Annotated in this window: 9 protein-coding genes and 1 pseudogene; 7 read left to right on the forward strand and 3 right to left on the reverse strand. The window is 70.4% G+C overall.

All coding sequences use genetic code 11. The features are described from left to right. Positions 1 to 248 precede the first annotated feature (248 nt). A pseudogene (locus tag LXT23_RS50890) lies at positions 249 to 449 on the forward strand (kelch repeat-containing protein); the annotation flags it as partial. A gap of 222 nt (positions 450 to 671) precedes the next feature. Next, positions 672 to 1,250, forward strand: coding sequence for a hypothetical protein (locus tag LXT23_RS31470; RefSeq protein ID WP_253984066.1), 579 nt, complete (start codon positions 672 to 674; stop codon positions 1,248 to 1,250). Between the two features lie 472 nt (positions 1,251 to 1,722). On the opposite strand, the gene LXT23_RS31475 is transcribed toward LXT23_RS31470, so the two are convergent. Next, entirely contained in the window at positions 1,723 to 3,660 is a 1,938-nt protein-coding gene (locus LXT23_RS31475) for a glycoside hydrolase family 15 protein (RefSeq protein ID WP_253984067.1), read from the reverse strand. Positions 3,661 to 3,867: 207 nt separating this feature from the next. Between LXT23_RS31475 and LXT23_RS31480 the strand changes: the two genes are divergently transcribed. Together LXT23_RS31480 and LXT23_RS31485 are read left to right on the forward strand one after the other, a co-directional pair. Beyond that, the gene (locus tag LXT23_RS31480) at positions 3,868 to 6,498 is read left to right on the forward strand and encodes an ADOP family duplicated permease (protein ID WP_253984068.1); all 2,631 of its coding nucleotides are present in this window, start codon (positions 3,868 to 3,870) and stop codon (positions 6,496 to 6,498) included. A gap of 55 nt (positions 6,499 to 6,553) precedes the next feature. Further along, positions 6,554 to 6,919, forward strand: coding sequence for a PadR family transcriptional regulator (locus LXT23_RS31485; RefSeq protein ID WP_253984069.1), 366 nt, complete (start codon positions 6,554 to 6,556; stop codon positions 6,917 to 6,919). Positions 6,920 to 6,945: 26 nt separating this feature from the next. On the opposite strand, the gene LXT23_RS31490 is transcribed toward LXT23_RS31485, so the two are convergent. Then, positions 6,946 to 8,379, reverse strand: coding sequence for a hypothetical protein (locus LXT23_RS31490; RefSeq protein ID WP_253984070.1), 1,434 nt, complete (start codon positions 8,377 to 8,379; stop codon positions 6,946 to 6,948). Between the two features lie 371 nt (positions 8,380 to 8,750). Between LXT23_RS31490 and LXT23_RS31495 the strand changes: the two genes are divergently transcribed. Together LXT23_RS31495 and LXT23_RS31500 are read left to right on the forward strand one after the other, a co-directional pair. After that, entirely contained in the window at positions 8,751 to 10,229 is a 1,479-nt protein-coding gene (locus LXT23_RS31495; RefSeq protein ID WP_253984071.1) for a hypothetical protein, read from the forward strand. A 127-nt stretch (positions 10,230 to 10,356) separates the two neighbouring features. Then, positions 10,357 to 10,848, forward strand: a complete 492-nt coding sequence (locus tag LXT23_RS31500) for a GFA family protein (protein ID WP_253984072.1) — start codon at positions 10,357 to 10,359, stop codon at positions 10,846 to 10,848. A gap of 6 nt (positions 10,849 to 10,854) precedes the next feature. Here the strand turns inward: LXT23_RS31500 and LXT23_RS31505 are convergent, their stop codons facing one another. After that, positions 10,855 to 11,328 (reverse strand): SRPBCC family protein, encoded by a 474-nt coding sequence (locus LXT23_RS31505; protein ID WP_253984073.1) that lies wholly within the window; start codon positions 11,326 to 11,328, stop codon positions 10,855 to 10,857. A 274-nt stretch (positions 11,329 to 11,602) separates the two neighbouring features. On the opposite strand from LXT23_RS31505, the gene LXT23_RS31510 reads away from it, so the two are divergent. Then, a complete protein-coding gene (locus tag LXT23_RS31510; protein WP_253984074.1) occupies positions 11,603 to 13,120 on the forward strand; it encodes an SDR family oxidoreductase in 1,518 nt (505 codons plus the stop codon). The last annotated feature ends 12 nt before the right edge of the window (positions 13,121 to 13,132 follow it).

Here is a 13,132-nt window from a genome sequence, read left to right on the forward strand (position 1 = left end):
CGCGTGGGCGTCCACGCCCGAGGCTCCCGCTCTTCCGGAGCAGGCCCTGAAGGCCCCCCCAGCCGCTGCTGGGCGTGGTGGTGGCCAGCCAGGCGCTGGACGTCGTCTCCGAGGTGGAGGGCCGGCTGGCGGAGGTGCCCGCGCACCTGGACAAGCGCGTGCAGGCCGGGGAGGTGCTGGCCTCGCTGGACGTGGAGCCGCTGCGGTTGGAACTGGAGGCGCGCAAGGCCAACCCCATGGTCGTCAATCGCACTCTCTTCACGGCGACGCTGCTGGACAACGGCAAGGTCCTCGTCTCGGGAGGATGGAGAGCCGGTACCTACCTTACGTCGGCGGAGGTATATGACCCGGCTTCGGGCACCTGGAGCTCGACGGCCCCCATGGCCTCTGCTCGCCGCCAGCACACGGCAACGCTGCTTCCCAACGGCAAGGTCCTCGTCGAAGGTGGAGGAGACCCGCAACCGGGGCTGGCGCGGTGAGGTGTGTCTCAGGCGTGTCACGCAGGAACAGGCGCCCTGTCACGCTCCCGCGCGGGCCTTTGGAAAGCGCGCTGTTTCCCTCTGAAGAAGCGGGCGCTGCGCGCATGTGCACGGGGGTTGCAAACGGGCATGGCGGCGCAAGCGATTGCCGGCGCGCGCCCCATCCCCACCGGCAGACCCACGAAGACCACCATGCGTTCTTCTTCCTTCCTCGCCGTCTGCGGCCTCGGCCTGCTCTCCCTCGTTGCCACGGAGGCCCGTGCTGAGGACTGCGCCACCATGCTCCAGCCGCACTTCAACTGGGTGCAGACGGGTGACACCAACTCCCGCGCGTATGACGTGAACGTGCGGGCCGTGTCCATTGTCAACGTGAGCGGCGGCGGGCGGCGGGGCCTTGCTTCATCGCTCACCGGAAAGGTCACCACCTACAACCCGGCCTACTGCCGCGTCACGGGCGGACTCTATACGTGTTACCCGGCCCGGATTAACGGCGGCTCCCCCAATGCCAGCCAGGTCTTCAGCGACCGGAGCTACTGGACGGGGGACTTCGCCGCGGGCTACCAGGACTTCTCGGCGTACTCCCGTGACAGCTGGAGCATCTCACTGGCCTCCACGGGCCTCGTGACGCTGTATTCGACCACGTGGAACTTCACCACCACGGTGACGCCGACGGGCTGCGGGAACGGCGTGCTGTATGGCTTCGAGACCGGCGGCACGACGTTCTGGTCCTTCACCTTCGAGAACGTCGACAACACCATCTACATCAAGTGAGCCGCGGTGGCGCCACTGTGCGGCGCTGAGCCCTCCCGGGACTTGATACGACCCTCGTCCCGAAGCACGCGCTCCTGAAGCTGCCGCCTGCCGTGCGGCACCAGTACACGCTGTGCGGAAGGGGACGCTCTCCGAGGTGAGGCGCACCTCGGAGGGCCGGCTGCTCTGGCTGCAGGAACTCTCCCAGGGGCGGCTCGTCCGGTCCGTTCGGTATCTCAGTCAGGGCGCGCTGAGAGACGAGCGCTGGAAGTACGGCGACGCAGGACAGCTGGCGCGCTTCGACGTGGACGGGTCCGATGACCTGGGCCTGCGGGAGCAGCTCCAGGTTCAGTACACGTACCAGCGAGACGTGCGCGGGGACACGCTCATGCCAGTCCCTGGTGCACGCAGGGCGGGTTCAACCCTCATTTCCTGCCCGTGGATTTGGACAGCGACGGGTCGTGAATCCTTGGAGGGCACGTCTTCTTCCCTGCTACTCGATGGCGGGCGGCTCCGGCTCGAGGAGGTGGGGCGCCTCGTCCTTTCCCTCATCCCGCAAGCGGAGCGCACGGTCGATGCGCGCCGCGGCGCTGATGAGCCCCAGGTGGCTGAAGGCCTGCGGGAAGTTGCCCAGCTGCTCCCGTGCCAGCGGGTGGATCTCCTCCGCGAGCAGTCCCAGGTGGTTCGACGCCTCGGCATGCGCGACGAAGACGTCCTCCGCTTCCTCGATGCGGTTCGCCAGCGCCAGCGCCTCGGCCAGCCAGAACCCGCACAGGATGAAGCCTCCCTCGGGCCCGCCGACCCCGTCATCCATCCGGTAGCGACGGATGAACGGGCCCGCCCCCAGCTCCGCGCGCAGCCAGTCGATGGTGCGCAGGATGAACGGGTCCCTCGCGCGGAAGCACCCGGCGATGGACAGCAGCAGCAGCGAGGCATCCGGGTCGTTTCCTCCGTAGGCGCCGACGAAGTGCTTCCGCGCCGGGTCCACGCCGTTGCGGAGGATGTCGGTCCGGATGACGTCCGCCAGGTCCGTGCAGGACTGCTCCAGCGCGGGCTCGCCGAAGAGCCGGGACAGGTGCTGCCCCCGGCGCAGCGCCAGCCAGCCCATCAGCTTCGAGTGCACGTTGTGCCGCATCTCCCGGCGAGGCTCCCAGATGCCATGGTCCGGCTCGCGCCAGCGGCGCGCGGTGGTGTGGATGACCGAGCGCAGCAGCCGCCAGGTGCGCAGCGGCAGCCGGCCACCGAAGCGCTCGTACAGCCAGGCCGCATCGAGCAGCGCGCCCGCGGTGTCGAACTGGAACTGGTCCCTGGCGCCGTTGCCAATCCGCACCGGGCGCGAGCCCTGGAAGCCGGCCAGGTGGAAGAGCTCCTGCTCGGGCGGCACCTGGCCCCCGTCCAGCGTGTACATCACCTGGAGCGGGTCGCCGCGCTGCAGCGTGTCGCGCACGAAGTGGAAGAACTCGCGCGACTCGGTGAGGAACCCGAGCAGGTTGGTGGCGCGCACCGCCATGGCCGAGTCGCGGACCCAGCTGAAGCGGTAGTCCCAGTTGCGCGGCCCGCCCATCCACTCGGGGAGCGACGTGGTCGGCGCGGCCACCATGGCGCCGGTGGGGCCGTACATCAGCAGCTTCAGCACCAGCGCGGACCTGAGGACATGGTGCCGCCAGGGCCCCTCGTAGTGCAGGGCCTGGGACCACTCGCGCCAGGCCTGCCGGGTGTCCCGCAGGTGGTCGAAGGGCCGGTAGGCGGCGATGGGCTCCGGCCGGTCCGAGTCCCAGGAGAGCACCATCCACCGCCGCTCGCCCGCGCCCAGGCGAATGCGCGCCTGGAGGCCCGTGTGCCCCCGGCAGGGCTGGCCCTGCTGCTCGCGACAGGGCTGCCACTCGGCCTCGCCGCTGAGGACGGCGACCAGGCGCTCGCCGCGTGCGCCGCGCGCCACCAGCCCGTGCTCCTCCCGCTCCAGCCGCGTCTCCGAGGCGCCGTACCCGAAGCGGGGGTCGAAGACGACGTTGAGCTCGACGGCACCCTCCAGGCACTCGATGCGCCGGTGCACCTCGTGGACGGTGGAGCGGGGGTCGTTCGTCCACGGCATGTAGTCGATGATGCGGACGGCCCCCTTGCGCTCGAAGCGGAAGAGCGTCTCCAGGACGTTGGTGTCCGGGTCGTAGCGCTGCAGGCTCTCGAAGGGCCACACGACGGGGGTGATGCCGGTGATGCCGCCGTGCTCCTCGTCGAGGATGCCCGCGAAGACGCTCGGGCTGTCGAAGCGGGGGAAGCAGAGCCAGTCGATGACGCCATCCGGCCGCACGAGGGCGCACGAGCTGCCGTCGCCAATGATGCCCCGTCCGGCCAGCGGGATTTCCCGGTGGGAGGCCGGATTGGAGAACCGGAAGGGGCGGGCCATTCGCCGGGCGGCGCTATAGAGGTCCATTCGCCTCCAAGGTAGGGAGCCCCGACGGCCATGCCCCCAGTCCGGGTGGGGAGCCACCGTGCGTCCTGGCGGCCGCCTCCCGGAATTCCTCCGGAAATCCCCACGCAATCGCCCACCCGGGGCGTCGTATTCTACATTGTAGTAAAAGGCTTCCCGTCAGCCGTCGAGGTGCCCGTGTCGCGGTCCAACCCGAGGAGTGGAGGCCCCGTGGAGGTCCCCCGGCTGCCTCTGGCGTTGCTGCGCGCGTGGCTTCCCTACGCCGAGCGGGACGAGGTGATTGCCGAGCTGCGCACCGAGTTCGTCGCCCGGGAGGTCCGCGAGGGGCCCCAGGCCGCGCGAGCGTGGCTGTGGCGGCAGGTGCTCGGCTCGGTGCCGCCCCTGGTGCGGCGGACGTTCTCTCGCGGTTGGACGGGCTTCGAGCCGCGTGCCAGCCGTCTACGCCCAGGAGGGCCTCCCATGGAGAGCTTCATCATGGACCTGCGGTACGCGGCGCGCCGGCTGCGCTCGCGACCGGGGTATGCGCTGCTGGCCATCCTCACCCTCGCCATCGGCGTGGGCGGCACGGCGGCGGCCTTCGGGCTGGTGCGGGGGCTGCTGATGACGCCGCTGCCGTACCCCGCGGAGGAGCGGCTCAGCCTCTTCTGGTCCCCGGGGGACTGGTCCGAGCGCGAGTTCCTCCACCTGTCGTCCGACTGGTCCGGCTTCAACGCCGTGGCGGCCTTCCGCACCAAGGAGCTCCCGCTGCGCCGGGGCCCGCAGGCCTCCCCCGAGCTGGTGACGGCCATCGTCACGAGCGCCGGCCTCTTCGACGTGCTCGGCGTGCGTCCGACGCTGGGCCGCGCCTTCGAGGCCAACGAGGACCGCCCGGGCGCCGCGCCGGCGGTGGTCATCAGCGACGGGCTCTATGGAGACCTCGGTGGCCAGCCGTCGCTGGTGGGCGGCACGGTGGAACTGGATGGGAGGACGCACACGGTGGTGGGCGTCATGCCGCGGGGCTTCTGGTTCCCGGACCCCACGGTGCGCGCCTGGGTGGTGGAGCCGTTCAACGAGGAGGACGGCTCCGGCAACTACGCGCTGATGGGGCGGCGCGCGCCCGGGGTGGATGGGCCCCGGCTGGAGCTGACGCTCAAGGGGCTGGGGACGCGGCTCAGGGAGCGCTTCAACTACCCGGCGGCCTGGGACAAGGGGCGCGCGCCCGCCGTGACGCCGCTGCGTGAGCACCTGCTCGGGCCGCTCCAGGCTCCGCTGCTCGCGACGCTCGCGGCCATGGGGGTGCTGCTGCTCATCGCGTGCGCCAACGTCGCCGCGCTGATGCTCGGCCAGGTGGACAGCCGCGCCACCGAGCTGGCGGTCCGCATGGCGCTGGGCGCCGACAGCCGGCGGATGACGCAGCAGCTGCTCGCGGAGGCGCTCCTGCTGGGGCTGGCCTCCGCCGCGCTCGGCGCGCTCATCGCGGCCCAGGGCTTCCGGGTGCTCACCGGGGCGCTGCCGCTCGGGCCCCTCGCGCCGAAGGGCGCGCTGGACTGGGGCATGTTCTCCGCCGCGCTCGTGCTGGCGCTGGTGGCCGCGCTCGCGGTGGCGCTGCTGCCGGCCCGCTCGCTGCGCAAGTCCGACCCGCAGCGCGCGCTGGCGAAGTCGCGCACCGGCGGCATCGGCGCACGCGGTGGCCGGACGGAGGGGGCGCTGGTGATAGGGCAGGTGGCGCTCGCGGTGCTGCTGACGGCGGGGGCCGCGCTGCTGGTGCGCTCGGTGGCGAACCTGCGCGCCATCGACCCGGGCCTGAATGACACGGCCCGCGTGGCGGTGCTGGACGTGGTGATGGAGGGCAACGTCGAGCGTGACGCACGGCCCCGGATCATCTCCGACCTGGAGGCGGCGCTGGCGACGCTCCCCGGAGTCCGCGGGGTGGGCACCACGCAGAAGCTCCCGCTGCGGGGCGCTGGCGAGGACTGGGGCATCGGCATCGTCGGCAAGCCGGACCTTCCGGCCACCACCACCTACGTGCGGCTGGTGTCGCCCGGCTACTTCGACGCGGTGGGCATCCGGCTGGTCGACGGCCGCCTGCTGCACGCGGACGACCGGGTGGACAGCGAGCGCGCCGTGGTCATCAACCGCGCGCTGGCGAAGAAGTACTTCCCGGGCGAGAACCCCCTCGGTCAGCAGATCAACACCGGGCTCGGCGGGCTGGAGCGCATCGTCGGCGTGGTGGAGGACGTGGCCGAGGCGGGGCTCACCGACGGCGCCGTCCCCGCGCGCTACATGCTCCACGCCCAGGTGGCGGGCATGACGATGACGCGGCAGACCCTGGTGCTGCGGGCCTGGCCGGGCCAGGACCCCGCGGCGCTGCTCGACGCCGCCCGCAAGCAGCTCGCCGCCGCCGCGCCCTCCGTGGCCGTTCACCGCGCCACCACGCTGGAGGCGGTGCTCACGCAGGCCATCGGTCCCGCGCGGCAGGTGATGTCCGTCCTCACGCTGCTCACCGCGCTCGCGGTGGTGCTGGGCGCGGTCGGCGTATACGGCGTCACCTCCCACTTCGTCCGCCGGCGCCAGCGCGACCTGGGCATCTGCATCGCCCTGGGGCTGCGCCCGTCGCGCGTGGTGGCGCAGGTGGTCCGGCGGGGTGGGGTGCTGGTGCTCATCGGAAGCGCCCTGGGCACCGTCGCGGCGCTCGTGCTGGCGCGGCTGCTGTCGTCGTTCCTGTACGGCGTGAGCGCGGTGGACCCGCTGTCGCTCGCGGGGGCCACCCTGGCGCTGCTCGCCGTGGGCGTGCTGGCGGCGCTGCTACCCGCCCTGCGCGCCAGCCGGCTTGACCCCGCCGTCGTGTTCCGCGAGGGATAGGCCGCTCCGTCCGTTTCGTCCGCTGCTACGAGTCGTCACCCGAGGAGGAAACCCCGTGTCGCCTTCCCCCAGCACCAGCCCGGACGCGCCGCTCGGCACCTTCGAGGAGCAAGTGATGCTCGCCGTGGTGCGCACCCACCGCGCGGCCGACGGCAGCGGCGCCTATGGCATGTCCGTCCGCCGGGAGTTGGAGGAGGTGGCCGGGCGCGAGGTGGCGATTGGCGCGGTGTACGCCACGCTGGACCGGCTCGAGGCCAAGGGGCTGGTCTCCTCGGAGCGAGGAGAGACGGGCGCCGGAGGGACGCGGCGCGTGTTCGCCGTCACGCCTCGCGGCGCCCGGGCGCTGGCCGACTCGCGGGAGATGCGCGAGCGGCTCTGGCGCGGCGTCGACCTGCTTCCCCTGCTGGCCGGAGGGCGCTGACGCCTCGCCCGAGCGCCTTGCCGCCCCTACGGCTCGACGCCCGGACGGTCGTCGAACAGCTGCACCCAGCGCCCGTCGAAGCCACCGTACGCGGGCAGGTACCAGGGGCCCGCGAGCCAGAAGCCCGACTCCACGCCCTCCGTCGAGTCGACGGTGCCGGAGTGGACGAAGTAGTCGTGCTGCCACCAGAAGGAACCAGGCGAGGTGCTGTAGCCGCTGGCGCTGGCCCGCGTCTGTCCCCGTGAGTCCGCCACCGTGCTGGCCCACGCGTTGTCGTGGAAGGCGCCCGAGCCGCCACCGCCCGTGTCCGACGCGCTGGAGTTGAGCTCGTAGGTGCCGTACCACCACTTCTTCGCGGGATAGCCTTCGCGGTCGTCATCGTTCTCGATGTCCCGCGTCGTGGCGAAGAAGCGCTGCATGCCGGTGCTGACCTCGGCCTGCCCGGCCTCGTTGAGGACGGGGCTCTCCAGCCAGAAGTCGAGCGGGTTCGTGGGCAGCCAGTGCGTCGCGTAGCCGCCGTGTTGCCAGTGCGTGGGCAGGATGTCCGCCAGGTCCTGCAGCTCGTAGGAGATGCGCTTCACGCCGGGCCAGTTGACGCTGCTGCCATTGTCGGAGCGGCTCGCCAGCGAGTCCGCCGTCGCATAGGTCAGGGCCCGCGCGCCGAACGCGGAGACGGCACCGGCCGAGCCCTGGGGCACGAAGGCGTAGTGCAGCTTCTTCCTGCCACTGTCGTTGTTCACCCCGGCCTCCGCCTTCGCCCCCGCCGCCATCTGGGCCTCGAGCCACGCGTACGGGTCGGTCACGAAGCGCAGCTCCTGGCCGTGCGGCGCGAGCAGCTTGTCGGACCACTCGGCCTGCCAGATGAGCAGGTGCCTTCCGGTGGACGTCTGCATGAAGTTGAGCTGCGCGCTGCCCTGGTGCCGGATGACATTGCGCTTGTGCTGCGTGACGATGCCATGCGCGACGAACTCTCCGCTGCCCGGCGAGCCGACGACGTTCTTGACGAGCAGCTCGATGCGCTCCCAGTCGTGCAGCTGGTAGTCGCCCGCCGCGTTCTTATCGAGCGCGTGATACACGTGGTAGATGAGGACGAGGTTCTTCCCTCCGTCCATGAACTCGATGAGCGACGTGTAGAGCGTGGGGCGGATGCGCCAGCGGTCATAGGCGCTGGGCCCCGTGCGGGAGGCATCGACGTACTGGTTGATGGACTTCCAGTGGAGCTTGTTGTTCGAGAAGTCGCCGTCCTGGTCGAAGTCGAAGTTCGTGATCCAGTCGTAGCCGTGGCGGCCGTCGTTACCATTGGCGCGCTTGAGGACGATGGGCGCGTAGTAGTGCAGGAACTCCTGCCGCTGCGCGGGGCTCAGCGTCCAGGCCTGCGCCTGGGCCTCGGCGGCAGGCCAGCACAGGCACGCGAGGGTGAGCACGAGGGTGGCAAGGTGTCCGGTCCGGAGAGCGAGCATGGCCGGAGGATTGCGGGCCCCCAGGGGCTGTCAAGAGGGAAGACCGGGTAAGCTGACTATCCGTGATGTCAAAATCCACCCCGGATGGGGCATTCCAGTTGGTGGATAACCCTGACAGGGGTTCCCCTGTGTAAGTGATTGGCGGAGTCTGGTGTTGTGACATGGGCGGCTACGCGTGTGATGCCTTTGTGGCGTGAGAGGTCTCACCCCGTGGGGTGCTTGAAGGGTGCGATGCGAGTCATTGTGCCATCACGGCGTGCGGGCATGCGTGTTGCTCAAGGCGGCGCCGGGTCACCGCCTTCGGCTCCGGTCCAGTCGCCGGTGGCTGGGGTTGTTGCCCGCTCTCGCAGCCTGTTTCCTGAGGACACCCCATGCCCCAAGCCTCTCCTCGCTTCACACCCCGTCCACTCCTGACGCTGCTGGCCCTCCTCGTTGTCGCCTGGGGTGGTGCCGCCCAGGCCCAGGTCTATACGTCGGGTGTCGCAGACAACTTCGTCGCGCCCTCCGAGCCCGTGACGCCCAGCGCCGGGCTGGCCGCGTGGATTGCCGCCAACTACCCCAACCCCAACATCCGCCAGAACGACGACCTGGGGAATGACCGTTACTACGCCACGACGTTCACCAACCTGCTGCGCAATGGCCGCATCTGCGGCGCCACCTTGCGCACCGTCATCCGCAGCGGGGACTTCCTCAACAACGACAGCCTCAATCTCTGGTTCAACAACGGGGCGTTCGTCGCGACGGGCTGGGGCAGCGGGCTCGCGGCCCTGGGCATCGCGCCCGGGCAGACGGGTGGCGTGGCGCTGAACCTCGCGGCGCTGCCCGGCGGCGTCAACCTCATCCCCACGCTCAACGCCCAGGGCTTCCTGGACGTGGTCCTCCAGGATGACAGCGCCATCGACTTCGTCAGCCTGACCATCACCCCGTGCCGCACGGACGTCGTCATCCGGGACATCCCCACGGACACCGGTGTGGAGCCGGGGCCCTATGCCACGAACGCCGTCTACAACAGCCCGGACATCCGCGTCTGCCAGATGCCCGGCTGCACCAGTCACCAGAACGCGGAGTTCGGCCAGCCCAACTACGTCTACGTGAGGATGGCCAACACCGGCCCCAACAACACCTCCAGCCCGGCCGTCGGCGTGCTGCACCTCTACTACACGTCCTCCGGCGGCGGCGCGCAGTGGAACAGCAACCTCGCTCTCGGAGACTGGACCCTCATCAGCAGCGTCCCCGTCACCCTGGTCGGCGCCACGCCGCAGGACATCCCCATCCTCTGGAACTCGGTGCCGGTCCCGGGCCACTACTGCCTGCTGGCCCGCTGGGAGTCCCTGTCGGACCCGATGACGTTCGTGGAGCTGGCGAACACGCTGACCAACACGCGGAACAACAACAACATCGCGTGGAAGAACTTCAACGTGGTGAACCTGTCGCCGCTGCGGATGACGGAGGACCTCAACTTCCGCGTGCGCAACCTGCTGAAGGACCGCGAGTCCCTGGCGGACCTCGAGGTCCGCTTCCCGGGCCAGCTGCCATTCCTCCAGTACGGCCAGGTGACCCTGCGGCTGCCGCCCGAGCTGTTCGCCCGGTGGTCGCGCAAGGGCACGGGCTTCCAGGTCGTGGGTGAGGGCCTGGTGCGCATCACCAACCCGGCGGGCGCCCGGCTGATGGGCCTTGGGCTGGCGGCCAACGGCGCGCCGAACGTCACCATCCAGTTCGCGGGCCATGCCTTCGACAGCCCGCGCCGTTTCGAGGTGGAGCTGGTGCAGCACTCGGAGACCGAGGAGGCCCCTGGCGCGGTGACCGAGGTCGGCGGCGTCATCTACCAGGTCAACCTCGGCGCAAAGTAGTCGCACGCCGTCGGGCTGCCCGCCTTCTGCTGACGGGTGGGCAGTCGTGGTGCGCCGTCCTGTCCGGGGGCCCCGGGCCGTGCTCAGGTGGGCGCGGCCCGGGGTTCGCCCCTTGAATGGAGGACGGATGAAGCTCGAAGGTTCGTGTCACTGCCGCGGTGTGCGCTTCAGCGTGGAGACGAAGCACCCGCAGCCGTTCATGCGCTGCTACTGCTCCATCTGCCGCAAGACGCAAGGTGGGGGCGGCTACGCCATCAACCTCTCCGGGGATGCGGACTCGCTCAAGGTCCGCGGCAAGCAGCACCTCAAGGTGTACCGCGCGCGCGTGAAGAACCCGGAGGACGCACGGGCGCGCAAGAGCACGGGGCAGCGCAACTTCTGTGGGCGGTGTGGCTCGGCGCTCTGGCTCTACGACCCGACCTGGCCGGAGCTCATCCACCCGTTCGCCTCCGCCATCGACACGCCGCTGCCCACGCCGCCCGAGCGCGTACACATCATGCTCGAGTTCAAGCCGGACTGGGTCCCCGTCCACGCCGAGAAGGGGGACAAGAAGTTCAAGCGCTATCCCAAGGAGTCCATCGCCGAGTGGCACCAGCGCCACGGCGTCGAAGCCGACTGAGCATGGCTAGGCGCTCGCGGCCGCGTGCCGCAGCGCCCGGTCCAGGTTGTCGAGCCCCACGCGGGTGCCTTCCTCGCGCTCCTCCACGGTGGTGTGCCCGTCGAGGAAGGCGCCCTGCTCCGTGAAGACCAGCCGGGTGCCGGTTCCCTCGGGGATGAGCTCCACCGTCGCCAGGGACACCGAGATGCGCACGTCGTCCAGGTGCATGTCGTACGTGTAGACGATGCGCTGGTCCGGAACGATGTCCTGGTAGAGGCTGTCGAAGGCGTGAACGGTCCCGCCCCGGGGGCCCGTGTGCAGGCGCTCGCGTCCGCCAACGCGGAAGTCGAGCTCGTGCAGGCTCGGCTTCCATTCGTCGTGGCACGCGAACCAGCGGGCCTTGGCGTCCTTCCGTGACCAGGCGGCGAACACCCGCGCAGGCGAGGCCGCGTAGGTACGCTCGATGACGAAGGTGGCGTGGGTGACGGAGCGCTTCTTCACGGTCTTCCTCCTGCCACCACGACCCGCTGGGGCGGGTCCACACGCGCGAAGCCTGGATGCGGCCCTGCGCATTGGTTAAGCATGTGCCTAAGTATTCCCGCGGGCCGCGCTTTGTCAATGGCGACACGGGGAGTCGCCCGGTTTAGAGCGAGAATCTGGTTTTGCTGGACCATGCCGCACCATGTGCGCGACCTGTACGAACGAGCAGTGTCAGACCCCGGATGCAGATTGCGCGGCCTCACCACCGCGCAGGTCTGGAGCACGAAGGGTCGCGATGTCCACTCATCCATCTCAGCAGGGCGCCCCCGGGGCGACGAACATCTTGGAGCGGGTTCGCAGCTGTGCTGCCTCTGTCACGAGGTATCCGCTCGACATCCTCACCGCCGATGCACAGCTCGAGGACGAGCTCGGCATCGACTCGGTGAAGCTCGCGGAGATTGCCGCCGTGGTGGCACGCGAGTTCAAGCTTCCCCCCGAGCAGCTGCCGAAGGCCGGGAAGGCGCGGACGCTCGGCGCCATCGCGGAGGTGGTGACACGCGTCCTTGCCGACTCCACTCCGGTGGTGGTCGTCGCAAAGCCAGCTCCAGCTCCGGCTCCCGCGCCCGTGGCATCGCCGGGCCCGGTGGCCGTGGTGGACCTCGAGGCCCGGGTGCGCGCGGTGTTCGCGCGGGTGACCCGCTACCCCGAGGAGCTGCTGACCCTGGAGGCGGACCTGGAGGACGAGCTGGGCATCGACTCGGTGAAGCAGGCCGAGGTGCTGGCGGTGCTCGTGAAGGAGCTGGGGCTCGTCACGGGGCCGACGCCGTCCCGGCGACTGCGGACCATCGCCGCCATCTGTGAGGCCGCCCGAGTCTCGCTGCCCGCGCCGGTGGCTTCGGCAGCCCCGGTGGTGGCCGTACCCGCGGCCGTGCGCCCGTCGCCGGCTCCCGGCGTTCCTCGGGCGGACCTGCCCTTCGCGGGGAAGATTGCGCTCGTGACGGGGTCGGGGAAGGGCATCGGCAAGGTCATCGCGACCCGCCTCGCCCGTGCCGGGGCGACGGTGGTGGTGAACTCGTTCCACTCGCGTGAGGAGGGGGAGCGGACGACACAGGAGATTCTCGCCGCGGGCGGGAAGGCACTCCACGTGTGGGGCTCCGTCGCGCAGGAGGAGCACCTGGAGCGGATGTTCTCCGCCATCGACGCGCAGCTCGGGGGGCTCGACTTCCTGGTGTGCAACGCGTCCAACGGGCTCATCGGCCCCTTCGACCGGATTACTCCGCGCGACTGGGACAAGGCGTTCCGCACCTGCATCACCGGCTCCTACGAGTGCGCGATGCGCGCGAGGCCGCTGATGGCCCGGCGCGGTGGCGGCAGCATCGTCACGATGTCCACCTCGATGTCTCAGCGGTACATGCATGACCTGGGCTGCCAGGGGGTGGTGAAGGCGGCCGTCGAGTCGCTCACGCGCTACCTGGCCGCGGAGCTGGCTCCCGAGGGCATCCGGACCAACTGCGTGTCCGCGGGCCCGGTACACGGGGAGCTGCTCGGGATGTTCCCGGACGCGGCCGCGCGTGTCGCGCGCTGGGAGGCGGCCACGCCGGGGCGGCAGCTGTGCACCGCCGACGATGTGGCGGACGTGACGGAGCTCCTGCTGGGGTCGAAGACGCAGCGGGTGAATGGCGCCATCTGGGTGGTGGATGCCGGGCTGTCGGGAACGGTGGACGGGCTGCTGCCTGTCGCCACCGAGCCTCGCCCGAGCCGTCATCACACCAACGGACACGAAGTGCGAGCGCTGCTCGCCCTCGATTCCTGAGCCTTCTCCCGG

It is taken from the genome of Pyxidicoccus xibeiensis, from assembly GCF_024198175.1.
Classification (GTDB): Bacteria; Myxococcota; Myxococcia; order Myxococcales; family Myxococcaceae; genus Myxococcus; species Myxococcus xibeiensis.

Bases quoted from the DNA above. Each gene is read 5' to 3' on its own strand.
- LXT23_RS31500 (WP_253984072.1), top strand. From the start codon at position 10,357: ATGAAGCTCGAAGGTTCGTGTCACTGCCGCGGTGTGCGCTTCAGCGTG.
- LXT23_RS31470 (WP_253984066.1), top strand. From the start codon at position 672: ATGCGTTCTTCTTCCTTCCTCGCCGTCTGCGGCCTCGGCCTGCTCTCC.
- LXT23_RS31495 (WP_253984071.1), top strand. From the start codon at position 8,751: ATGCCCCAAGCCTCTCCTCGCTTCACACCCCGTCCACTCCTGACGCTG.
- LXT23_RS31475 (WP_253984067.1), bottom strand. From the start codon at position 3,660: ATGGACCTCTATAGCGCCGCCCGGCGAATGGCCCGCCCCTTCCGGTTC.
- LXT23_RS31510 (WP_253984074.1), top strand. From the start codon at position 11,603: ATGTCCACTCATCCATCTCAGCAGGGCGCCCCCGGGGCGACGAACATC.
- LXT23_RS31490 (WP_253984070.1), bottom strand. From the start codon at position 8,379: ATGCTCGCTCTCCGGACCGGACACCTTGCCACCCTCGTGCTCACCCTC.